Raw genomic sequence first — 23512 nt, 5'->3', positions numbered from 1 at the left:
CTCCAGCAGCCCGCACTCCCCGACGACTTCCGGGACACCTCATGACGACCCCCAAGACCCCGGCCGACGACGCCGTCAGCCTCACCGGGATCAGCAAGACCTACGGCTCCTTCACCGCCGTCCACCCGCTGGACCTCGCCGTGCCCGCCGGTTCCTTCTTCGCTCTGCTCGGCGCCTCCGGATGCGGCAAGACCACCACCTTGCGCATGATCGCGGGCCTGGAGGACCCCTCCTCCGGCTCCGTACGCCTCGGCGGCCAGGACGTCACCGCCCTGCCGCCGTACAAGCGCCCGGTCAACACCGTCTTCCAGAACTACGCGCTCTTCCCGCACCTCGACGTCTACGAGAACGTCGCCTTCGGGCTGCGCCGCCGCGGCATCAAATCCGTCAAGAAGCAGGTCGGCGACATGCTGGACCTCGTCCAGCTCGGCGCGCTCGCCCGCCGCAAGCCGCACCAGCTCTCCGGCGGCCAGCAGCAGCGTGTCGCCGTGGCCCGCGCGCTGATCAACCAGCCGCAGGTGCTGCTGCTCGACGAACCGCTCGGCGCGCTCGACCTCAAGCTGCGCCGCCAGATGCAGCTCGAACTCAAGCGCATCCAGACCGAGGTGGGCATCACCTTCATCCACGTCACCCACGACCAGGAGGAGGCCATGACGATGGCCGACACCGTCGCGGTGATGAACGCCGGACGCGTCGAGCAGATGGGCGCGCCCGCCGACCTCTACGAGAACCCCGCCTCCACCTTCGTCGCCAACTTCCTCGGCACCTCCAACCTCATCGAGACCGAGGTGACCGGCGTCAGCGGCGGCGAACTCCAGCTCACCGCCGCCGGACAGAAGCTGACCCTGCCCGCCGCCCGATGTCGCGTCGACGTGACGACCGGCGGCCGGGTGCTGGCCGGGGTCCGCCCCGAGAAGATCACCCTGGCGCACAGCGACGACGAGCACGAGATAGCCGAGAGCCGCAACCGGGTGCGCGGCCGGATCGTCGACTCCAGCTTCATCGGCGTCTCCACGCAGTACGTCATCGACAGCCCGGTCTGCCCGGAGCTGGAGGTCTTCGTGCCCAACGTGGAACGCGACGGCCGCCTGGTGCCCGGCGCGCCCGTCGTCCTGCACTGGAACCCCGAGCACACCTTCGGCCTCGACGCCGACCAGGACATCGACGCCGGTACCGACACCGACGAGGGGGAGGCCGCCGCATGAGCGCAGCGACCGCGCCCGTCACCGGGCCGCCGGCGCCGGCCGAGGCGGCCCCGCTGCCCGCCGCCCTGAAGAGGGCCGCCCGCAGACGGCGGCGCATCCCGTATCTGCTGCTGCTCGCGGGCGTCGCCTGGCTGCTGGTCTTCTTCGTGGCCCCGATGGTCTACCAGGCGTCGACCTCGGTGCAGACCGGCTCGCTCGACGACGGCTTCAAGGTGACCTGGCACTTCGCCACGTACTGGGACGCCTTCCACGAGTACTGGCCGCAGTTCGTGAAGTCGCTGGTCTACTCCGGCATCGCCACCGTGCTGTGCCTGGGCATCGGCTACCCGCTGGCGTACACCATCGCCTTCCGGGCCGGACGCTGGCGCAATCTGGTGCTGATCCTGGTGATCGCGCCCTTCTTCACCAGCTTCCTGATCCGCACCCTGGCGTGGGAGACGATCCTCGCCGACCAGAGCCCGCTGGTGTCGTTCCTGAACCACATCCACCTGCTGGACGTCACGTCCGCGCTCGGCATCACCGAGGGCAACCGGGTGATGGCCACCCCGCTGGCAGTGGTCTGCGGCCTGACGTACAACTTCCTGCCGTTCATGATCCTGCCGCTCTACACGTCCCTGGAGCGGGTCGACGGCAAGCTGCACGAGGCGGCGGGCGACCTGTACGCGACCCCGTTCACCACCTTCCGCAAGGTGACCTTCCCGCTGTCCATGCCGGGCGTGGTGGCCGGCACCCTGCTCACCTTCATCCCGGCCTCCGGCGACTACATCAACGCCGAGTTGCTGGGCTCCACCAACCAGAAGATGATCGGCAGCGTCATCCAGTCGCAGTTCCTGCGGGTGCTGGACTACCCGACGGCCGCCGCCCTGTCGTTCATCCTCATGGCGGTCATCCTGGCGATCGTCATGGTCTACGTCCGCCGCGCGGGAACGGAGGAACTGGTCTGATGCGTCCGATCCGCTGGCTGCGCAAGAACCTCGTGGTGATCGCCGGGGTGCTCACCCTGACGTACCTGATCGTGCCCAACCTCGTGGTGCTGCTCTTCTCCTTCAACAAGCCCAACGGCCGCTACAACTACACCTGGACGCGGTTCTCCACCGACGCCTGGCAGCACCCCTGCGACGTCGCGGGCATGTGCGACTCCCTCACGCTCAGCCTGAAGCTGGCCGTCTACTCGACCATCGGCGCCACCGTGCTCGGCACGATGACCGCCTTCGCGCTGGCCCGCTACCGCTTCAGGGGCCGCGCCACCACCAACATGCTGATCTTCCTGCCGATGGCGATGCCCGAGGTCGTGATGGGCGCCTCGCTGGGCACCCTCTTCCTCAACATGCGCATCCAGTTCGGCTTCTGGACCATCCTCATCGCGCACATCATGTTCTGCCTGAGCTTCGTCGTCGTCGCCGTCAAGGCCCGCGTGATGAGCATGGACCCCCGTCTGGAGCAGGCCGCGCAGGATCTCTACGCCACCCCGACGCAGACGTTCCTGCGGATCACGCTGCCGCTGGCCGCGCCCGGTATCGCGGCGGGCGCCCTGCTGTCCTTCGCGCTCTCCTTCGACGATTACATCATCACCAGCTTCAACGCGGGCAACACCGTCACCTTCCCGATGTTCGTGTGGGGCTCCGCGCAGCGCGGCACACCGGTCCAGGTCAATGTGATCGGTACGGCGATGTTCGTCATCGCGGTGCTGCTCGTACTGGCCGGGCAGCTTCTCGGCAGCAGCCGCAGGAGGGCGCGCACCTGACCCGTACCGCCCCCGTATTCCGGACGCAGACCCGCGCATCACGAAGGTGTGAGAACCATGGACGCAGCCCGCTCGCTCGCCGAGGCCGAGCCCCGACCGTACTGGCTGGACGACCCCGGCAGGCCGCAGGCGCACCCCGCGCTCACCGGCCACGACAGCTGCGATCTGCTGGTGGTCGGGGGCGGTTACAGCGGGCTGTGGACCGCGCTGCTGGCCAAGGAGCGCGATCCGCAGCGGGACGTGGTGCTGGTCGAGGGGGACAGGATCGGGTGGGCCGCCTCCGGGCGCAACGGCGGCTTCTGCGCCGCGAGCCTCACCCACGGCGCCGCCAACGGACTCGCCCGCTGGCCCGACGAATTCGACGCGCTCCAGCGGCTGGGCGACCGCAATCTCGACGCCATCGAGGAGGCCGTCGCCCGCTACGGCCTGGACTGCGACTTCGAGCGGACCGGCGAGATCGACGTGGCCACCGAGCCGCACCAGTACGACGAACTGCGCGAGGCCGCCCAGGAAGGCGCCGAGCACGGCCTGGACGCGGAACTCCTGGACCGCGACCAGGTCCGCGCCGAAGTCGACTCGCCCACCTTCCTCGGCGGCCTGTACAACCGGCGCGGCGTCGCCATGCTGCACCCCGCCAAGCTCGCCTGGGGCCTGGCCCGCGCCGCCGCCGACGCGGGCGTACGGATCTACGAGCGCACCCCGGCCCGCGACCTGGCCGGCTATGGCACGGCGCTGGGGGTGCGCACCCCGTACGGCAGGGTGACCGCCCGCCAGGTGGCGCTCGGCACCAACGTCTTCCCGTCACTGGTCCGCCGGGCCCGCCCGTACACCGTGCCGGTCTACGACTACGCGCTGATGACGGAGCCGCTGACCGAACAGCGGCTCGCGGCGATCGGCTGGCAGGGCCGCCAGGGACTGAGCGACAGCGCCAACCACTTCCACTACTTCCGGCTCAGCGCGGACAACCGCATCCTGTGGGGCGGCTACGACGCGGTCTATCCGCGCGGCGGCCGGATGCGCGCGGAGTACGACCAGCGGCCCGAGACCTTCCTGAAGCTGGCGGAGCACTTCCGCACCTGCTTCCCGCAGTTGGAGGACGTCCGCTTCACCCACGCCTGGGGCGGCGCGATCGACACCTGCTCGCGCTTCTCCGCCTTCTTCGGCACCGCGTACGGCGGCCGGGTCGCCTACGCGGCCGGGTACACCGGGCTGGGCGTGGGCGCCACCCGCTTCGGCGCCGACGTGATGCTGGACCTGCTGGCGGGGGAGGAGACCGAGCGGACCCGCCTGGAGATGGTCCGCAAAAAGCCGCTGCCGTTCCCGCCGGAGCCGCTGGCCACCGTCGGGATCGGCATCACCCAGTGGTCGCTGGCCCGCGCCGACCGGTCGGGAGGGCGGCGCAATCTGTGGCTGAAGGCGATGGACCGCGCCGGGCTCGGCTTCGACAGCTAGGGCCTGATCCGCCGGACAGGCCCTGGGGCCGCCCGGCGCGGACCCGCGGTGGTCCCCCGGCGCACAACCGGCATACGGCGTGAGCCACTTCACTACCAATGAGTAGCGAAACCCGCGTAATGATCGGCCCCCAACCCGCTCTCTTCCATGACAGCGACCGTCCACAGCGGTCGTCGGGCGGAAGAGACGGAGGAGCCGGTCATGGTCAGCACCGGTGCGAAGAGCGCGGTCGAGTGGCTGGTGTCGGTGGCGGTGGATCCGGTGAGCTGCCGGTGGGAGTGGGAGCGCAACCCCCTCGGGGTCACGCTGCTGCCCGCCGGGAAACTGTGGGACGTCCTGATCCTCACCGGGGATCTCGGCTACCCCACCCTGGACGTCCTGACCCGGCTCGTGGAGCGGCCGGGCCCGGTGCTCGCCGACTTCGGCGACTCCCGGATGGGGTTCTTCGTACCGCCGGGCACGGCGGCGCGCTGGCTGGCCACCGGCGTACGGACGGCGGGCCGCGGCACCTGGATCGTCGTGCCGTATCCGGGCCGGGCGACCGGCGGGGTGCGGTGGCTGGTGCCGCCGGACGGCAGCGGACACCTCACCGACCCGGTGCTGCTCGAACTGGCCATGCACGAGGCCGCCGCCCAGATCGCGGGCGGCGGCTGAAGGACGCACCGCGGAGCGAGCCCACCGCGCGGTGCTTGTGACCACCTCCCCGGCCTGGGGAGACTGACATGAGACAACGACGGAAGGGTCAGCCCGTGACGACCAAGCACATCACCCACTGGATCGCAGGCAAGGGCTGGACCGGCGGCGCGGAACGGCACGCAGACGTGTACGACCCGGCGACCGGCGCGATCACCGGGCAGGTGGACCTCGCGTCCGCCGACGTCGTGGACGCGGCGGTCGACGCCGCCCTCGACGCGTTCCAGCAGTGGCGGCACACCTCGATCGCCAAGCGCACCGGCGTCCTCTTCGCCTTCCGCGAACTGCTCAACGCCCGCCGCGACGAACTGGCCTCGATCATCGTCGCCGAGCACGGCAAGGTGCACTCCGACGCCCTCGGCGAGGTCGCCCGCGGCATCGAGGTCGTGGAGTACGCGTGCGGCATCCCGCAACTGATCAAGGGCGGCTTCACCGAGCAGGCGTCCACCGGCATCGACGTCTATTCGATCCGCCAGCCGCTCGGCCCGGTCGCGATCATCTCGCCGTTCAACTTCCCCGCCATGGTGCCGATGTGGTTCTTCCCGCTGGCCATCGCCGCGGGCAACACCGTCGTCGTCAAGCCGTCGGAGAAGGACCCCTCCGCCGCCAACTTCATGGCCGGGCTCTGGCAGGAGGCGGGCCTGCCCGACGGCGTCTTCAACGTCGTGCACGGCGACAAGCCCGCCGTCGACCGCCTGCTGGAACACCCCGACATCAAGGCCGTCTCCTTCGTCGGCTCCACCCCCATCGCCCGCTACGTGTACGAGACCGGCACCCGGCACGGCAAGCGCGTGCAGGCCCTCGGCGGCGCCAAGAACCACATGCTGGTGCTGCCCGACGCGGACCTGGACCTGGCCGCCGACGCCGCCGTCAACGCGGGTTTCGGCGCCGCGGGCGAACGCTGCATGGCGGTCTCCGTGCTGGTCGCCGTCGACCCGGTCGGCGACGGCCTGGTCGAGCGGATCAAGCAGCGCGTCGCGGGTCTGACCGTGGGACCCGGCTGCGCCGCCAGCTCCGAGATGGGCCCGCTGGTCACCGGCGTGCACCGCGACAAGGTGACCGCGTATCTGGACTCCGGCGTCGCGGACGGCGCGGAACTGGCCGTCGACGGCCGCAAGCACCCGATCTCGGGCGCGGAGACCGCCGACGGCTTCTGGCTCGGCCCCACCCTCTTCGACCGCGTCACGCCCGGCATGTCCGTCTACGACGACGAGATCTTCGGCCCGGTGCTCTCCGTCGTCCGCGTCGCCTCGTACGAGGAGGGCCTGGCGCTGATCAACGCCAACCCGTACGGCAACGGGACCGCGCTGTTCACCAACGACGGCGGCGCCGCGCGGCGCTTCCAGCACGAGGTCGAGGTCGGCATGGTCGGCATCAACGTGCCGATCCCGGTGCCGGTCGCGTACTACTCCTTCGGCGGCTGGAAGTCCTCGCTCTTCGGCGACACCCACGCCTACGGCGAGGACGGGGTCCGCTTCTTCACCCGCGGCAAGGCCGTCACGCAGCGCTGGCTCGACCCTTCGCACGGGGGCATCAATCTGGGCTTCCCGACGAATAGCTGACCGTCGGTCCGTCGGCGTCCGGACCGTCGGCGTCCGGACCGTCGGCGTCCGGTCCGCCGACGCCCGGACGGTCGGCGCTCGAACCGTCGGCGTCCGGTTCGCCGGCTTCCGGCGCGTGGCTGAACAGCCCGGCCGCCGCCACCCACGCCACCAGCGTGACCGTCAGGAACCAGCTCGCCAGCACGTCCAGCGGCCAGTGGTAGTCGCACCACACCAGTGCGACGCCCACGGCCGCCTGGAGGGCGAGGGTGAAAACGGTCAGCGCGGTCCTGGCCGCGGGGCGGCGCACATACGGCAGCAGGAGCAGCAGGGCCAGGCCGTACGCGACGGCGGAGGTCGCGGCGTGACCGGAGGGGAAGTAGCCGTAGCCGTCGAGCCGGGGCAGGAGGCGGCCGGGCGCGGGCCGGTGCACCGCGGACTTGACCGTGTCGACGACGACCGGCAGCAGCGCCATGGCCACGCAGGCGGCCAGCGGCGGCAGCCACCAGCGGACGACGGCCGCCCGCCGCCCGAGCACCGCGGCGGCCACGACCGCGACGAGCAGGACCGGCACGGCCACCTCGATGTCGCCGAAGTCGCTCACGACCTGCGCGGTGCCGTGCACGCCCGGATGCGCGGCGGACGCCCGCCGGAACCAGCCGAGTACGGTCCAGTCGCGGCCGACCAGCCGCCCGCCGGTCTCGACCTGCCAGGTGAGCAGGGAGAACAGGGCGGCGCCGACGGCGCTCAGCAGCAGGAGAAAAGTCAGCCGCCCCGGAACAGGGGGGAGAGTTCCGGGGCGGCCAGGGCGACCGCCGTGCCGCTCGTCCCGGGGGGTGTGGGACGAACGGCCGACCGATCGGCGAGGAGTGCCGGGGCCTACGGTCCCGGCGGTGTCGTGCGCGAGGGCACTGCTGAGCCGGTGTTGGGGATACACCGGCGCGGTGTCGCCCGTGGTGATCTCCTTCGGAGACCGCCCCGAGCGGGGTGTTCTGCTCAGACCGTACGTCACCGGGAGGGCCACAAGGCCAGGGATCACCCCTCCGCCATCAGGCCCGCACACGTTCTTCACGTCCCCCCATTCCTTACCGCCGGTCACACCCCGGCGAAGGCCCCCTCGATGATGTCGAGGCCCTCGTTGAGCAGATCCTCCCCGATAACCAGCGGCGGGAGGAAACGCAACACGTTGCCGTAGGTGCCACAAGTGAGGACAACCAGGCCCGCACTGTGACACGCGCGGGCGATCGCGCCGGTCAGCGCCGCGTCCGGGGTCGTGGTGCCCGGCTCGACCAGTTCCACCGCGATCATCGCGCCGCGCCCGCGGACCTCGCCGATCGCCGGGAACTTCTCCTGGAGCGCGGTCAGCCGCGCCTTCATCACCTCGCCGATCCGCCGCGCCTTCGCCGCGAGGTCCAGCTCCTTCATCGTCTCGATCGCGCCCAGGGCCGCCGCGCACGCCACCGGGTTGCCGCCGTAGGTGCCGCCGAGGCCGCCCGCGTGCGCCGCGTCCATGATCTCCGCGCGGCCGGTCACCGCCGCCAGCGGCAGACCGCCCGCGATGCCCTTCGCCGTCGTGATCAGATCCGGCACCACGCCCTCGTCCTCGCACGCGAACCACTGACCGGTACGGCAGAAGCCGGTCTGGATCTCGTCCGCGACGAACACGATCCCGTTGTCCTTCGCAAACTGCGCGATCCGCGGCAGGAAGCCCTTGGCGGGCTCGATGAAGCCGCCCTCGCCCGCGATCGGCTCGATCACGATCGCCGCCACGTGCTCCGCGCCGATCTGCTTGGTGATCATGTCGATCGCCTGCGCCGCCGCCTCCTCCGCCGCGTGCTCCGGCCCGGTCAGCCACCGGAAGCCGTACGCCAGCGGCACCCGGTACACCTCGGGCGCGAACGGCCCGAAGCCCTCCTTGTACGGCATGTTCTTCGCGGTCAGCGCCATCGTCAGATTCGTCCGGCCGTGATAGCCGTGGTCGAACACCACGACCGCCGGGCGCTTGGTGTACGAACGCGCGATCTTCACCGCGTTCTCCACCGCCTCCGCGCCCGAGTTGAACAGCGCCGTCTTCTTCGCGTGGCTGCCGGGCGTCAGCTCGTTCAGCGCCTCGGCGACCTCCACGTACCCCTCGTACGGCGTCACCATGAAGCAGGTGTGCGTGAAGTCGGCGAGCTGCGCCGTGGCCCGCCGCACCACGGCCTCCGCGCTGTTGCCCACCGACGTGACCGCGATCCCGGAGCCGAAGTCGATCAGCCGGTTCCCGTCCACGTCCTCCACCACGCCGCCCCCGGCGCGCGTCACGTACACCGGCAGCGTCACCCCCACCCCGTTCGCGACCGCGGCGCTCTTGCGCGCCGACAGCTCCTGCGACTTCGGGCCGGGAATGCTGGTGACCAGCTTGCGTTCCTGCGGAAGTGCGGTCATGGCGGGTGCTCTCCTCAAGCCGGGCGGCGGTGTCTGTGCGGTGTCTCTTCGGATCTCTTCGGACTTTTCAGCTCTTCCCGCAGGCTAGGCCGCGTCCCGGCCCGCCCGCATACGCCGATAGGTAACACTGCCCACCGACGATTCGCCGTAACGGCCAGTGCGCGCGCCGCGGCGTGCCACCGCCCGCCACCGGCAAGATCCTTTTACGGCGGTAGCCGCTCGACTACATTGAGCGCATCGTCGGCGACGAGGGGCGAGGGGCACGCACCATGGATGCCATGGATCACGAGGGCGCGCACGGGTACGGCCACCGGCCCGAGGTGCCGCCCCGGCCCGCCGGGACACCGGCGCGCCCGGCCGCCGCGCCCCCCGTGCCCAAACAGGCACCGCCGATGTCCGAGACCGAGCGCTGGCTGCGCACCCCCCGGATCTCCGACGCGCCCGGCGTGTACGCCTACGGACACGTGCCCAACGAAGCCGACCGGGTCCCCGACGGCCGCGTCCTCGGCCGCGCCGCACTCGCCCTCCTCGCCGGAATCCTCATCTGGTCCCTGCGCAACAACGGCTTCCTGCCCTGGTGGCAGTTCCCGCTCAAGATCCTGACCCCGCACAGCTGGTCCTTCAGCGGCCACCAGTCCCGCCCCGAGGTCTTCACCCAGAACCTCTACAGCGTGCTGTCGGCCGCCGTGATCGTCTGGATCACCGGCAGGCTCGGCAACTGGGGCGAGGCGGCCCGCCGCTTCCTGAACACCCCCGCGCGCCGCGGCTGGTTCGCGCTCGCCGCGGGCGCCCTGGTGTGGCAACTGAGCTGGACGGGCTACGTGCCCCTCCTCGACACGGTGCTCGACCTCTTCCCGTACTCGTGGATAAGCGGTGGCGGCAACCCCAACCGGGCCGCCGCGGTCACCTACGCCATCTACGCCCTCGTCGCCGCGCTGATCGCCTGGCCCTGCGCCACATTCGGCGGCTGGTTCGGCATCCCCGGCTGGCAGCCCGACGACACCGCGGGAACGCGCCCCGCCGCCCCCTCGTACACCCGCACCGGCGCCGACCCGTTCGGGGAGACCCCCGCGGACTGGCCGGAACTGCGCGCGGCCGGGCGCTCCGACGCGGCCGACCGGCTGGCGCGGGATGTGGGCCTGGGCCGGATGAACGACGTGGACTGCGTCCGCGTCCGGCACGCGTGGGACGAGACCCGGCAGCGCCCCCGCGAGGTCCTGGCGTTCACCGACGAGGTCCGGCGCCTCGGCGGCGGCGCCTGCCTCCACCCGTCGGGCGAGCGCGACCTGCCCGCCCGCACCGCCCCGCACGACCTGCTCGGCGGCCAGGTCAGGATCGGCCGCGGCGTCGAGGACGACCGCAACGGCTTCCAGTACCGCGGCTCCGGCATGGCCCTCGACCCCGCACTGCTCGGTACGGGACTGCTCGTCGTCGGCCCGCCCGGCGCCGACAGGACCCGCCGCGTCATGCGCCCGGCGGCCGAGTCGCTCTGCCTCCAGGCGCTCACCGGCACCGCCGCCGTGGTCGTCGTGGCCGGCGCGGACACCGACCTCGGACCGCACGAGGCGTACGACGTCGTCATCGCGCCCGGCGACCCGGCCTCCCGCTACAGCCTCGACCTGTACGGCGGCACCACCGACCCCGACATGGCCGCCTGGCTGCTCGCCGAAGCCCTCGTCGACGGCCCCGAGGCCGAACAACGCCGAGCCGTCGCCGCCCTCGGCCAGCTCCTCGGCCCCTACGCCGCCGCGCACGGCCGTTTCCCCCCGGTGCCGGTGCTCCGCGAACTGCTGGACGGCGCCCCCGAGGCGTACGAGGACCTGCGCCGCGCCGTGGACGCGGCGGGCGCGCCCGCGCTGCTGCGCGAACTCGACGCCAGGCAGCGGCAGTCCGCCCGCACCGGGGACATCGGCGGCGACCTCGCCAACCGGATCGCGCTGCTCGACCGGCCCGCCTTCGCCGGCTCCTTCGGCGCCCCCGACCGGGCCCGGCCGTTCTCGATGGAAGCGCTCGTCCACCCCATCCGGGTGCGGATCGAACTGCCCGAACGCGGCCACGCCGAAGCCTCCCGGATCCTCGTCCGGCTGCTGCTCGCCCAGTTCACCGCCGCCGTCCGCGCCCAGCGCACCTGGACCCGGTTCGTCTGCCTGATCGTCGACGACATCGGCCAGGCCGTCACCGCGGAGACCGTCCGCGCGCTGGCGGCCCTGCCGTCCACCACGGCGGGCATGGTCCTCGGCCTGCGCACTCTGGCCGACGTGCCCGAGCACCTGCGCGGCCCGCTCGTCGCCGCCGCGGGCTGCCGGATGTCCCTGGCCGGGGTCACGCCGTGGGACGGCAAGTTCTTCGCCGAGTCCTGGGGCACCACGCGGGTGGAGACCCGCGAGGTCACCCGCGCCGACCAGTCGGGCGGCATGGCGCAGCGCGTCAACCGCGTGGCACGCCGGATGATCACCGGCCGGGTCGTCACCGCCGACGCCGTCACCGTCCGCGAGGTCGAGCGCGAACGCTGGTCGGCCTCCGACCTCGCCCACACCGTGCCCGCCGGGCAGGCCGTCGTCTCGCTCACGACCACCGCGGGGGAGAGCGCCCCGCCGGTCCTGGTGGACCTGCGGGGGTAGCACCGAGGGCGTGCGGGCCCGGCACCGGGGGCGGCGGATGGCGTGCGGCCCGGGCGCCGGTGGCACCGGCAGGGCGTGCGGGCCCGGTTGGGTCGGGCGGCGGCGGGGCGTGCGGGTCCGGTCGGGTCGGGCGGCGGCGGCGGGGCGTGCGTGTCCGGTATTGGCGGCTGGCGTCAGGGCAGCGCTGGACGGTGCGGCACAATTGGGGGTGGCGACCGCTCCCGGTCGGCCAAAAATCGGCCTTCTCCCGTACCAGGCACCTATGCCCCTCACGCTCGCGTCCCTCGCCCACCACTCGGTCCTCAAGCTCACCGTCCTCGCCGGAGGCGACCGGCTGGGGGACACCGAAGTGCGCTGGGTCCACACCAGCGAGCTGGACGACCCGGGACCGTACCTGGAGGGCGGCGAACTGCTGCTCACCACCGGCCTGAAACTGCCCGTGGACGACGCGGAGCACATACGCGCGTACGTGACGCGGCTGGCGGCGGCCGGAGTCGTCGGCCTCGGCTTCGGCGTCGGGGTCGGCCACGACGCCGTGCCGCCCGCCCTGGTGGCCGCGGCGGAGACCGCCCGGCTGCCGCTGTTCGAGGTGCCGCGCAAGACCCCGTTCATCGCCATCAGCAAAGCCGTCTCCGCGGCCGTCGCCGCCGACCAGTACAAGGCCGTCACGGCGGGCTTCGAGGCCCAGCGCGAACTGACCCGCGCCGCCCTCGCCCCCGACGGCACCGCCGCGCTCCTCAGCCGCCTCGCCCAGCACCTCGACGGCTGGGCCGCGCTCTACGACGCTTCAGGCGCCGTCCTGGCCGCGGCCCCCGACTGGGCGGGCCGCAGGGCGGCCCGGCTCGCGGGCGAGATCGACCGGCTGCGCGACACGCCCGCCCCGGCCAGCGCCGCCGTCGCGGGACCCGCGGGCAGCGAGGACCGCGTCGAACTCCAGTCGCTGGGCACCGGCCGCCGCCCCCGCGGCTTCCTCGCCGTCGGCACCGAGGAACGCCTCGACACCGCCGCGCGCTACGTCGTCCACGCCGCCGTCGCCCTGCTCACCCTCTCCCTCGAACAGTCCCGCACCCTCCAGGACGCCGAACAGCGCCTGGCCGCGGCCCTGTTGCGGATGCTGCTCGCCGGGGAGCCCGGCCACGCCCGCAGCGTCGCGGGCAAGCTCTACGGCACCCTCCTCGACCACCCGGTCCGCGTGCTCATCGCCGAACCGGCCGAGGCCCACGCCACCGCGGGCGCCGACGCCGTCACCCTCCTCGGCGAACGCGCCGAGGCCGTCGCCTCCCGCTCCGGCGACGCACTCCTCGCCGTCCGCGAGGGCCCCCGGCTGATCGTGCTCGCCGCCGAGGAGTCCATGGCCCTGTCCACCGCCGCCGACCTCGCCGAGGCCGAGGACGCGCTGGCCGCGGGACTGTCCGCGCCCGTACTCCCCGCCGAGGTCCCCGAGGCCCACCGCCAGGCCGAACGCGCCCTCGCCGTCGCCCTGCGCCGCGGCCGCAACCTCGTCGAGCACGGCGAGGTCGGCGCGGGCTCCGTCCTGCCCCTCCTCGCCGACGACGCCGTCCGCGCCTTCTCCGAAGGTCTGCTGCGGCCGCTGCGCGACCACGACGCCACCTCCCGCGGCGACCTCGTCGCCTCCCTGCACGCCTGGCTCTCCCACCACGGCCAATGGGACGCCGCCGCCGCCGACCTGGGCGTCCACCGCCACACGCTCCGCTACCGCATGCGGCGCGTCGAGGAAATCCTGGGCCGCTCGCTGGACGATCCGGACGTGCGGATGGAGCTGTGGCTGGCGCTGAAGACCGGGCCGTGAGGCGCTGGCCCGCGGTCAGCCCTGCCGGTTGTCGGCCAGCAGCCGCGCGGCCATGCTCTGCGCCTGCCGCTCGGCGTCCCGCGCGTCCGAACGCCGCCTCGCCAGCAGGGACTTGGCCCGCAGCGCGGTCACCCGGTCCTGGTGCGGGCGGTCGGCGAAGAGGCTGTCCAGCAGCGACTCGGCGGCGGACAGGTGCCCCTCGGCCCGCGACCGGTCACCCGCCAGTTCACGGGCGCGGGCCAGCAGCAGTTCCAGGCGCGGCAGCAGCGGGCACCGGGAGCCGTAGACGTCCACGGTGGCGTCGCGCGCGCGCAGCAGTTGGACCGCCGCCGCCTGGACGTCCCCGGCCGCCAGCAGCACATGGCCCTCCGCCGTCCTGAACCGCGCGTAGAGATGCGGCCGTTCGACGTTCGCGCGCTCCACGAAGGGCCGCATCGCATCGATGTGCCGTTGGGCCCGGGTGATGGCCCGATACCACCGGTCGTCGCTGTACGGTTCCCGTTCGGCCCACTGCGAGCCGGACGCGTACTGCGCGAGGCTTGTCGCGAGCAATTCGGTGAGGGCCAGGTACAGATCGAAGTGCTCGCGTGTCGCGGCCGTGGCCAGAGACGCGAGGTCGGCCTCGGTGCCGCTGTCGGCGGCGCCGAGGCGCAACCGCAGGAGTGCCTCCTCGGCCAGCGGCACAGCGGCACCGATGGCGGACGATGACACTTCGTCCCTGGCGGCCGCGATCGAGGCGTCGAGGAACGAGTCCCGGCAGCTGTCGAGGAGTTCCGCCGTCATGTCGTCCCTGCGACCTGCCCAGGACGACGGCTCCGGCGACCGGCCGTACGACCGGGACGCCCGGCTGAGGTCGCCGGTCACGAACCCGTGCCTCAGGAGACCCTGGCCGACAAGGCGCCGACCACGCCGAGACACCGTCGGCTCCAGCCTCAGGAATTCCTCCTTCGCCGAATCCAACGAGCCACACCACAGCGCGAGTTCGGCTCTGGCCAGCGCGGCCTCCTCCTTCGCGGAAGGCGAACCGCGCCCGGCGCCGGGAGCCGCCTCGATCTCGGTGCAGCGCTCCAGCGCCTGCCGCACCAGGCCGCGCGCCATCCGTGCCCGCAGGGAGATGATCCGCCAACTCTGGCGCTCGTTGGGGATGAACAGCGACCTCGACAGGGGCCTGTCGTCGCCCAGCGCGATCAGGGCCAGCCGTTCGGCCTCCGCCGCGGAGCCGTGCAGCAGCTGATACCGGCTCCAGTTCACGAGCAGCGTGAGGATGGGGTCGGTGGTGGGGAGCACCTGGTCCTCGCGGGTATCCATGACCCGCCCGACCAACTCGCCGAACGGCGGCCCACTTTCATACGCGGCCCAGGTCGCGGGATCGGGGGTCGGCTCCGGGTAGAAGCGGGACAGGGTCCCGACCAGCGCGCGCCGGAAGCGCGCGGCGTCCTGGCGGGTCACCCGGGCCCGCACGGCGGTACGGGCCGACTCGGTCAGCCGCAGCGCCGTCCCGTCGACCTCGGCCAGATTGCCTTCCACCAACCGTGCGGTGTCGACGGGGAGTTCGGAGGACGGACCGCGTCCCTCCGGCCACGACGCCCACAGCGCGGACACCGTGGCTCCTGTGACGCCGTCGCCGGTGTCGAGGAAGTCCAGCAGCCACAGAGTGAGCAGCAGGTCGGGGCTGAGGGGAAGCACCGGAGAGAACGGACCGGCGTCGGCCGCCTCCCGCGCCGTGAAACCCGCCGTCACCGACGCCACGTCCCAGATCCGCGCGCGGCCGAAGGACGAGGCCGTGGCCAACAGGGGCCTGCCGTAAGTGCCGTTGAAGGCGGCGACGGCCACCACACGGCTGGTGTCCCCGGTGGCGACGGTGCCGACCGGCTGAGCGGACGCGGTGTCCCAGAGCGTGACCGTGCCCTCGGCGTCGATCGCCGCGACCAGGTCGGGCCGGCCGTGGACGTGGACGGTGGTGAGCGCCTCCACCTGTCCGAGCCGTGCGGGCAGGTCGCTGTCGACCTCCTCGCCGCTGGCGGCGTCCCTGACGTGGACGGTGCGGTTCTCCGGCGGGTGGTCCCCGGTCACGTGGAGGCAGAGCGGCCGTGCGCCGGGGCCGGTGAAGAAGGTGAGGGCGCGGACGCGGCCCACCAGGGGGGTGAGGGCCGAGCCGAATTCGGTGCCGGTTCCGGGGTCCCAGCAGCGCAGGGCGACGTCAGGGCCCGCCGTGACCAGGACGAGCCGTCCTTCCGCGTCGGTGAAGGTCGTCAGGAGGTGCGCCCCGGACGACGGGCCGGCGACGAGCGTGCGCGTCCGTGTGCCCGCAAGGAGGTCCCAGAGGGAGACGGCGCCGCCGATCCCCGCGACGGCGGCCTGCGGACGGCCGTTGGCGTCGGGGAAGACGGTGAGCGTCTGCACGGCGTCGGGGCCGCCCTCCAGCGGTACGCCCGGGCCCGCGCTCCCGGCCGCGTCCCACAGGTGCGCGCCCTGGCCGTAACCGGCCGCCACCAGCCACACGCTGCCGCCCCAGACGTATCCGGCGAGGCCCCGGTCGCCCTTGGCGGTGGCCCACTCGTAGAGCGGCAGGACCGGTTCGTCGGGGCTGCCGAACAGGCGGCCGAACTCGGCCCGTACGTCGATCGCCTGGAGCGCGCCGGGGTTGGTCGGCATGCGCTGGGCCAGTTCGTAGAGCCTGCTCGGGGTGGAGCGGTCCAGCGCCAGCAGGTCGGGCTCGATGTTCGCGGTGAGGTGGTCCATGATCTCGGCGCGGGTCAGCTCGCCGAGGGTGACGACGGTGCCCAGGCTCGACGGGTCGCGAACGCCGTCGAGGGAGGCCACGGTGAACAGCACGGAGCCCCGGCCGTACGGGGGAAGGCATCCCTCCAGCGCCTCGCGCAGGCCCTCGCCGTAGGACCGGACCCGGTCGAAGATCAGCAGCCAGTCGCGGTGTGCGCCCAGGCGTGCCCACAGGTCCGTGGGGGGCGCGGAGCGGTGCTCCCGGTCCGGGGTGAGCGCGGACTCCAGCGCGGTCAGCCCTTCGCGCAGGCTCTGCCGGGTCCGTGCGTCGATCCGGTGGACGAAGCTGTGCCGGGGCCCGTACTTGCGGACGTACTCCTGCACCAGGCGGGTGCGGCCCGACCCGTTCGCGCCGACGACGACGGCCACCGAGGGCATGCTCCAGCCGCGGTCCGCCGTGCGGTCGGCGGGGGAGGGTCGCAACGTCCTTTTCAGGGTGTCCAGTTCGGGGGCGCGGCCGATCATCCGCTCGGGATCGGGCGGGGTGGTGACCGGCGGGACGGGGAGGAGGTGTTCGGGGTGCGGGACGGTGGAGGCGTGCGGCGTCGCTGCCGCCCCCTCGTGCGGCCCGGCGTCGAGCACGTCCAGGGCGCGTCCCTCGGCCGCTGCCGTCAACTGCCGTGCCAGCGCCCGGTGCTGGCCGCCCGCGCCGCTGAGGACGGCGGCGGCGACCTCGGCGAAGGGGAGGCTGCGTTCGGGCAGGAGCCGGCCGGAGGCGCCGTTCTCGGGGGCCGCCGCGGGGGCCGAGGCGGCGTCGACGGCCAGGGAGGCCAGCGCCCGGAAGTCCAGGGTGCCGCCGAAGGTCGCGGCGACGCGGCCGGAGACGCGCGCGAGGACGTCGTCCAGGACGTGCAGGGATTCGGTACGGGTCAGCTCGGCGAGCAGCGCGTCGCGGACGCCGGGGGCGAAGTCGTAGACGACCTCGTCGGGGTCGGTGGGCGGTGCGGGCGCGGCAGCGTCATCGGGGGCCGGGCCGCGGCGCTCGATCAGGCCGGAGAGGAAGAGTTCGGCGAGGTCGGTCTGGCCCGAGCCGGGGACGGTGGCCTGCTGGACGAGCCGCATGACGGGCAGGCTCAGCGGGGCCGCCGCGAGGTGGCAGGCGAGGCGGAAGGCGTCGGGGGAGCAGCCGGAACGGAAGCGGGCGACGCGCTCCGCGGGGCCCGGCGGCTCCGAGGGGGCGGCGGCGCGCGCGGGCCGGGGCGCGCCGTGTACGGGCGCCGCCAGCATCGGGGACCAGCCGGGCACGCGGCCCGCGACCAGACCGGCCCAGGGTGCCAGCCAGGAGCCGTCCACCTCCATCACCGGCAGCCAGCGCACGCCGTGCGGGCGGGCGCCGCGCGGCAGGCCGGGCACGGCGGCGGCCGTCCGTACCTCGGCGACCGGCCGCGCCGCGTCGGGCACCCGCAATTCGACGGGCGCCGTACGCAGCGCGGTGCGGTGCCACAGCCTGCGCGGCAGGACCTGGAGCGCGGCCACCGGGCGTTCCCGGCCCGCGCGGGCCAGGAATTCGGGCAGCTCGTCGCCGTACCAGGCGGGGCCGACGCCGTCGGTCAGCACGAGCAGCAGCGCCCGGCCGGCGGGGTCCTCCAGGGCGCGGCTCCAGCGTGGGCCCGCGGGACCCGCCGGGGCCGCCGGGCGGGCGGACTTGCGGCGGCGGAAGGGGGACAGGCGCGGCGCGGGGCCGTCGGTCGACAGCGACCAGCACCGTACGTCGCCGAAGGCGCCGTGCCGCTCCAGCACCGTGCACAGCTCGGTGGCCAGGCGGTGCCAGACCGCCATCGTGGCGCCGGTGTCGATCAACAGGTCGACGGAGAAACGGCGTTCGCTCGCCGGCCGCCAGACCGGCAGCAGATACTCCGCCTCGCCGGTCGCCTGGGCGGTGGCCTCCTCGTCGAGGACCGCGGGTCCCGGCGCGGGCACGGACTGGCGCAGCGGGCGCAGGGCGCGGGCGAGGTCCAGGGAACCGCTGAGCGCGGGCGGCTGGGTGACCCGCACGACATGCGCGGCGGGGCCGCCGGGCGCGGGCGCGGCCTTGGTGAGCGAGTGCAGGCCGACGCGCAGGGCGGGGGTGGCGGGCGCGGCCGGTGGGCGGCGCGGTCCGGGTACGGGGTCCGGTGCGCGCTCCCGCTCCGCCGGTTCGGAGCCCGGCCGTACGGGGTCCGGTTCCGGTGCGACCGCCCGCGGCGGCTCCTCCGGGCCGCCGCCGTCCACCTCGTCGGCCCCGTCTTCCGCCGTCAGTCCGGCCAGCCGTGCCAGCCACACCACGTCGGCCATTTCGACAGCCGTGGGGCCGTCCTCGTGGCCGCCGAGGAGCCCGGCCAGTACGGCCCTGAGCCCGTCGGGGTGCTCGGGTGGCCGCGGCGGTGGCGGTGGCGGTGGGGGCATGGCGGGCGCGGGTCAGGACTCGTTGAGGGGGCGGAGGAGGACGCTCTCGATGAACTCGCGGTCCTGCCGGCCCGACCACAGGCCGCGGTCGGCCATCAACAGAGCGTTCAGGAGCTGGTCGTTGGCAAGCTCCGCGCCCTCCTCGCGCTGGCGGCGCAGGAACTCGGCGATGACCGCGGCGCGTTCGGCCGCCGCGCCGGGGGCGCCGGGTCCCAGGTGCGCGGTGACCATCGCGGCGAGCCGGTCCGCGTCCGGCGGCTGGATCTCCAGCCGGACGCAGCGACGCAGGAACGCGGCCGGGAACTCCCGCTCGGCGTTGCTCGTCAAGACGGTGAAGGGGAACTGAGCACAGCGCACCGTCCCGCCAGTGACGGTGGCCGTCCGCGCACCGTCCGCGGTCATGACTTCCTGATCACCCGGCCCCAGCCGGGCGAGTTCCGGAATCCCGAATTCGCCTTCCTCGAAGACGTTCAGCAGGTCATTGGGCAGATCGAGATCACTCTTGTCGATCTCGTCGATGAGCAGCACCCGCGGGTGCCGCCAGGGCAGCAGCGCCGTGCCGAGGGGACCGAGCCGCAGATAGCGGCCGACGGGCGGCGGCTCCTCCCTGCCGGTGCCGCCCCCGGTGCCGTCGGTCCCCGCGCCGCCCGTGCTCCCCGCCGGACCGCGTCCCATGCCCGCGTCGTGCAGACGGCCGATCGCGTCGTACGCGTACAGGCCGTCGCGCAAGGTGGCGCGGCTGGTGATCGGCCAGCGCAGCACGGGACCGAGGCGCAGTTCGTGGGCGACCGCGTAGGCGAGTGTCGACTTGCCGACTCCCGGCTTGCCCGTGATGAGCAGGGGGCGGCGCAGGTGCAGGGCCAGGTTGACGAGCTGCACCTCGCGCCGGTCGGCCTGATAGGCGACGGCCTGGCGGTCGCGGCCGAGCCGCCGGGCGGTCGCGCCGTCCGCGCCCGGTCCCGTGCCGTCGGCGGGCGGCGGGGGCAGTTCGCCGGGGTCGCCGTACTCGGTGCCGAAGGCCCGCCAGGCGGGGGCCTCCGGCAGGCCGTCGATGCCGTCGTGCGGGGTGCCGGTACCCCGGTACACCCACCAGTCGTCGCCGTTCGCCGTCACCGCACCGCTCCTTGTCCTCTGCGTCCTGTGCGTCCTGTGCGCGTCGTCCGCATGTCAGGCCATCCCCGCGTACGGCGTGTCCTGGTCGGCGTCCACGCTGTCCGGGTCGTCCCAGAGCAGCGTGATGTTGTTCCGCACGTCGTCGGCGCCCGCCGTCCTGCCGTACTTGCGGCAGCGGTGCACGGTCTCCGGCAGGTCGAGCAGCCGGGCCGGGGGGTGGGCGCGCAGCGCCGTCACCAGCTCGCGCGGGTCGCCGGGGTCGCGCCGCCACAGCATGACGGGCACGCCCTCGGTGTACAGCGCGTCCTTCACGGCCGCGAGCAGGTGCGCCGAGAGCCGGTCGTACGGCACGGTCAGGCCGAGGCAGGCCAACTCGGGCTGCCGTACGAGGGATTCGGTCAGCTCAGTCGCGGCGGACCGCCCGTGCAGCCGGGGCCAGGAGATCCTGCCGAGCGCGTCGTCCGCCGGGTCCGCCTCCCGAGCCCCGGTTCCGGCCGTGTCGCCGTTCCCGCCGCCGTGCGGGGCCGCCGCCGCTCGCTGCGGGTCCCGGCGCAGGTGCTGCCAGCGCTGCCGCCACGCGCCGATGACCCAGGAGTCGGTGTACCGCTCCAGGGACCGTACGACGACGGGGTGGTGCTGGCCGAGCGGGGTACGGGTCGGCCCGGCCGACCACAGCTCGGCGCTGTAGCCCAACAGGGCCTCGGGCAGCAGGAATTCGACCCGGACACCGCCGCCCGCGCCGCGGACCTCGCGGGCCAGTTCCGTCCACGCCGACATCCGCGCGCTGCCCGCGCCGGTCAGCTCGCTGCGGCGGAAGGGCTCGCTGGGCGGCAGCGCCGCCACCCGGCGCAGCGGGCCGCCGTGCACGGCCTGCCGGTAGTAGGCGCCGCGCAGTTCGTAGCTGCCGTCCTCGACATGCTCGGGGCCCGCGGCCTCGACGCGGATCTGCACGATCAGCCGGTCGGCGGCCTCCGGGCTCTGCGCTCCGCCGCCGGCCGTCCCGGTGTCCCCGGCCCGGCCGCCGCCCAGCGCGCCGAGCAGCTCGCGCAGCGCCGCCCAACGGGCGTACGCGGCAAGGTCGGTGTCGGCCGTGACGGAGCCGAGGAAGCGCAGCAGCGGTACCGCCCGGCCCGCGTCGCCGCCGGGGCCGCCGCCCCGTAGGTCGGACAGGCGCACCAGGATCTCCGGCAGGGTCTCGCGGCCGGTGAGCAGCGCGGTGCCGGGCGCGCCGTGCGGGACATGGCGCGCGAGCTGGGCGGGGGAGGGGAGATGCGGGAGGTCCGCGCGCAGCGCGGTGAGGACGGCGAGCGAGGCGTCGGGCGGCAGGGGCGCCGCGCCGGTCAGGCCCAGGACGGCCAACTCCAGCCACGGCAGGGCCTTGTCGTACGGCGCCTGACCGCGCAGCGCCGCCCGCAGCGCGTCCAGTGCCGCGTCGGGGTCGGGGCGGGTCTCGATCGCGCCGACGAGATTGCGCAGGTGGGCGCGGGCGACGAACTCCTCGCGGACGTCGAGCCGGAAGCGGGCCCGGCGCGCGCCCCGCGCGCCGCCCGGACCGTACGGCCGCGGCTCGTGGCGCTCCGCCGCCTCGTCCATCCGCTGGAGCAGGTCGAGCCGGTCGCCGTGCCGGGACAACTGCGGGAAGTCCTCCAGCAGTTCACCCAGCAGCTCGGCCGCGCCGACCGGCCACGGACCCCCGTCGGCCGCCGGACCGGGACCGTCCCCGGCCCTGCCCACCTTGCCCAGCAGGCGCTTCGCCGTCCACTTCCCCTCCACGGAACCCATCGCGCTACGCGTCCCCCCAGCCGCCGATCGCCCGCCCGACCAGGTCGCGCAGCCGCTCCAGGGCCCGGTCGTCCGGCACGATCTCCTCCATCGCCGTGAACAGGGCGCGCCACGCGGCCCCCTCGTCCCGGAACCGGCGGCAGCTCAGCACCAGCCGGAAGAGGTGGTCCCGGCGGCCCGGCCGCTCCTCCACCTCGAAGGAGTACGGCAGGCCGAGGTGGTCGCCCATCCGGTCGAGCAGGTCGTAGCGGTTGTCCGCGCGTCCCAGAGAGGGGAACGCCAGCAGGGCGTCGACCAGTTCCATGTCGGTGGGCGGCGGGCCGGGCGCGGCGGCCGTCGCGGCGGAGCCGGCCGGGGCGTCGGCGATACCGAGGAGGCCGCGCAGGGCCGAGACCGGGGTGCACCAGCCGCCCCGGTCGTCCTGGTACGAGCGGCTGCCCTTCACCACACCGACCACGAGACCGGCCCGGTCGAGCAGCATGCTGCCGCTGAAGCCCTCGCGGACGCCGTCGCCCAGCACCCGGAAGAAGTCGCCTGATCTGGCTCCTGTGCGCAGCGCGAGCGAGTCCGGCTGGACACCGGGGGAGGGGGTGAACTCCGAGTAGCCGAGCGCCGTCACCTCGGTGCCCGGCTCGGGGTCGCTGGCCGCGAGCGACGCGACGGGGTGCCCGGACCACCCGGCCACGGTCAGCAGCGCCAAGTCCGGATACGGGTGGAAGCGCCCGCCGTCGCTGTGCGGAGGCACCGCCCGTACGCCGTCCGCCGCCACGGGACCACCGCCGGACGGGTGACGTACGACGATTCCGGCCGCTCCGGCCACCACGTGCGCGGCGGTGACGACGAGCCCGTCCCGTACGAGGAAGCCGCTGCCCCGGAAGGTCCCGCCGATCTCCAGCCACACCGCGCGTAAGTGCGCCTCGCCGCCCAGCGGCCCGGCGCCCCACCAGGCGACGGCCCCAGCGCTCACGGCTGTCCGCCGGACCCGGAGCCCGTGTCCCCGGCCGGGCCGGTCCCGTCCGCGGCGGCTCCGACCATCGCCGTGACGGCCGCCCCAGCCGCTTCAGCCGCCCCAGCCGCCACGGCCGCCTCGGCCGCTTCCGCGCGGGCTCTGCGCGCCGCCAGGTCCCAGGAGAGCCGTACGGTCAGGCTGGCCTCGCTGCCCGCCTCCGCGATGATCCCGAAGAGCTGGCCGGACTTCACGGCCAGATTGAGGCCGAATTCGACCTCGAAGGCGTCGGGGGAACCGGCGGCGCCGCCCTCCGTCACCGTTTCGGCCGCCCAGCGGCCGACACTGCGGACGGTGTCGCGCACCTGGCCGAGGCTCAGGGCGACGGCCGAGCCCAGCGCGGCGGCGCGGCGGCCGACGTCGACACCGACGTCGCCGTACGCGTCGGCGCCGCCCGCGCCGGAGGCGGCCTCACCGGGCTGCCGGAAGGTGAGGTCGCCGATGACCTCGGCCTCCACCGTCGAGCCGTCGCCCAGGTCGATCGTCACGGTCTCCGTCATGGCGTTCCCTCCCCGTCCCGCCAGCAGGATAGAGGCGCCCGAGGGCACGCCGTGCGGCTTTCCCCACCTGCCCCCCGACCGAAGCCGCTGCCGCCGACCGGCCGTACCCCGGCCGTACCCCGGCCCTCCTGAGGCCGTACCCGACGCCGTCCGCCCGCGCGGCCCCTGGCCGGAGCCTCACCAGCCGCCGCCGGAAGGCTTCCGGTCACCCCGCCGGGCCACTGCCGAACGCGGCCGGTCCCCGTGAGCCCTGCCCCTGCCGCCCCCGGCCCTGGCGCCCCACCGGACGCCGTCCGGTACGCCCCGTCCGGCCGCCGCCGGGCCCCGGCGGTACCCGGAAGACCGGCCCCCTCGCAGCGCCGGGCCATTCCGGCCATTACGGCGCGCGTCAGTGGGCACGTACTACGTCGTGGACAACGTGCGGTGTCCGCGGGCGCGCCTACCGTGAGAGA

15 protein-coding genes are annotated in these 23512 nt (G+C 74.0%); 8 read left to right on the top strand and 7 right to left on the bottom strand.

Annotated features, from left to right (window positions below; translation table 11 throughout):
- Nucleotides 1-41: 41 nt before the first annotated feature.
- From ACFY9V_RS13730 to ACFY9V_RS13705, 6 genes are all read left to right on the top strand, one after another.
- Nucleotides 42-1205: an ABC transporter ATP-binding protein gene (locus ACFY9V_RS13730; RefSeq protein WP_188280859.1), complete on the top strand. Its 1164-nt coding sequence runs from the start codon at nt 42-44 to the stop codon at nt 1203-1205.
- Nucleotides 1202-2149 (top strand): ABC transporter permease, encoded by a 948-nt coding sequence (locus ACFY9V_RS13725; RefSeq protein WP_355346541.1) that lies wholly within the window; start codon nt 1202-1204, stop codon nt 2147-2149. Before ACFY9V_RS13730 ends, ACFY9V_RS13725 begins: the two co-directional genes overlap by 4 nt.
- Nucleotides 2149-2949, top strand: coding sequence for an ABC transporter permease (locus tag ACFY9V_RS13720; protein ID WP_188280861.1), 801 nt, complete (start codon nt 2149-2151; stop codon nt 2947-2949). The genes ACFY9V_RS13725 and ACFY9V_RS13720 overlap by 1 nt, the downstream gene beginning before the upstream one ends.
- Before the next feature lie 57 nt (nt 2950-3006).
- On the top strand, nt 3007-4401 hold the full coding sequence (locus ACFY9V_RS13715; RefSeq protein WP_391161432.1) for an FAD-dependent oxidoreductase: 1395 nt from the start codon (nt 3007-3009) through the stop codon (nt 4399-4401).
- A gap of 201 nt (nt 4402-4602) precedes the next feature.
- Nucleotides 4603-5055, top strand: coding sequence for a hypothetical protein (locus ACFY9V_RS13710; protein WP_355346550.1), 453 nt, complete (start codon nt 4603-4605; stop codon nt 5053-5055).
- A gap of 68 nt (nt 5056-5123) precedes the next feature.
- Nucleotides 5124-6656: a CoA-acylating methylmalonate-semialdehyde dehydrogenase gene (locus ACFY9V_RS13705; protein WP_391161430.1), complete on the top strand. Its 1533-nt coding sequence runs from the start codon at nt 5124-5126 to the stop codon at nt 6654-6656.
- Here the strand turns inward: ACFY9V_RS13705 and ACFY9V_RS13700 are convergent.
- Nucleotides 6628-7572, bottom strand: coding sequence for a phosphatase PAP2 family protein (locus ACFY9V_RS13700; RefSeq protein WP_391161429.1), 945 nt, complete (start codon nt 7570-7572; stop codon nt 6628-6630). The genes ACFY9V_RS13705 and ACFY9V_RS13700 overlap by 29 nt on opposite strands.
- Before the next feature lie 158 nt (nt 7573-7730).
- The gene (gene gabT / locus ACFY9V_RS13695; protein ID WP_355346559.1) at nt 7731-9062 is read right to left on the bottom strand and encodes a 4-aminobutyrate--2-oxoglutarate transaminase; all 1332 of its coding nucleotides are present in this window, start codon (nt 9060-9062) and stop codon (nt 7731-7733) included.
- Nucleotides 9063-9340: 278 nt separating this feature from the next.
- Here gabT and ACFY9V_RS13690 point away from each other — a divergent pair, with 278 nt between their 5' ends.
- Nucleotides 9341-11683: an ATP/GTP-binding protein gene (locus ACFY9V_RS13690; RefSeq protein WP_391161428.1), complete on the top strand. Its 2343-nt coding sequence runs from the start codon at nt 9341-9343 to the stop codon at nt 11681-11683.
- A 262-nt stretch (nt 11684-11945) separates the two neighbouring features.
- A complete protein-coding gene (locus ACFY9V_RS13685) occupies nt 11946-13493 on the top strand; it encodes a PucR family transcriptional regulator ligand-binding domain-containing protein (protein ID WP_355346565.1) in 1548 nt (515 codons plus the stop codon).
- A gap of 15 nt (nt 13494-13508) precedes the next feature.
- Here the strand turns inward: ACFY9V_RS13685 and ACFY9V_RS13680 are convergent, their stop codons facing one another.
- From ACFY9V_RS13680 to ACFY9V_RS13660, 5 genes are read right to left on the bottom strand one after another with little or no spacing between them, the layout of a single operon-like run.
- Nucleotides 13509-18659: an SAV_2336 N-terminal domain-related protein gene (locus ACFY9V_RS13680; protein WP_391161427.1), complete on the bottom strand. Its 5151-nt coding sequence runs from the start codon at nt 18657-18659 to the stop codon at nt 13509-13511.
- A 12-nt stretch (nt 18660-18671) separates the two neighbouring features.
- Complete coding sequence (locus ACFY9V_RS13675; RefSeq protein WP_391161426.1) at nt 18672-19772, bottom strand: AAA family ATPase; 1101 nt, start codon at nt 19770-19772, stop codon at nt 18672-18674.
- A 54-nt stretch (nt 19773-19826) separates the two neighbouring features.
- Entirely contained in the window at nt 19827-21554 is a 1728-nt protein-coding gene (locus ACFY9V_RS13670; RefSeq protein WP_391161424.1) for a hypothetical protein, read from the bottom strand.
- Between the two features lie 4 nt (nt 21555-21558).
- A complete protein-coding gene (locus ACFY9V_RS13665; protein ID WP_391161423.1) occupies nt 21559-22521 on the bottom strand; it encodes a trypsin-like peptidase domain-containing protein in 963 nt (320 codons plus the stop codon).
- On the bottom strand, nt 22518-23060 hold the full coding sequence (locus ACFY9V_RS13660) for a CU044_2847 family protein (RefSeq protein ID WP_391161422.1): 543 nt from the start codon (nt 23058-23060) through the stop codon (nt 22518-22520). Before ACFY9V_RS13660 ends, ACFY9V_RS13665 begins: the two co-directional genes overlap by 4 nt.
- Nucleotides 23061-23512: the final 452 nt, after the last annotated feature.

Source organism: Streptomyces sp. NPDC008317, assembly GCF_042955955.1.
Taxonomy (GTDB): Bacteria; Actinomycetota; Actinomycetes; order Streptomycetales; family Streptomycetaceae; genus Actinacidiphila.
This window is presented reverse-complemented; position numbering and strand designations above follow the sequence as displayed.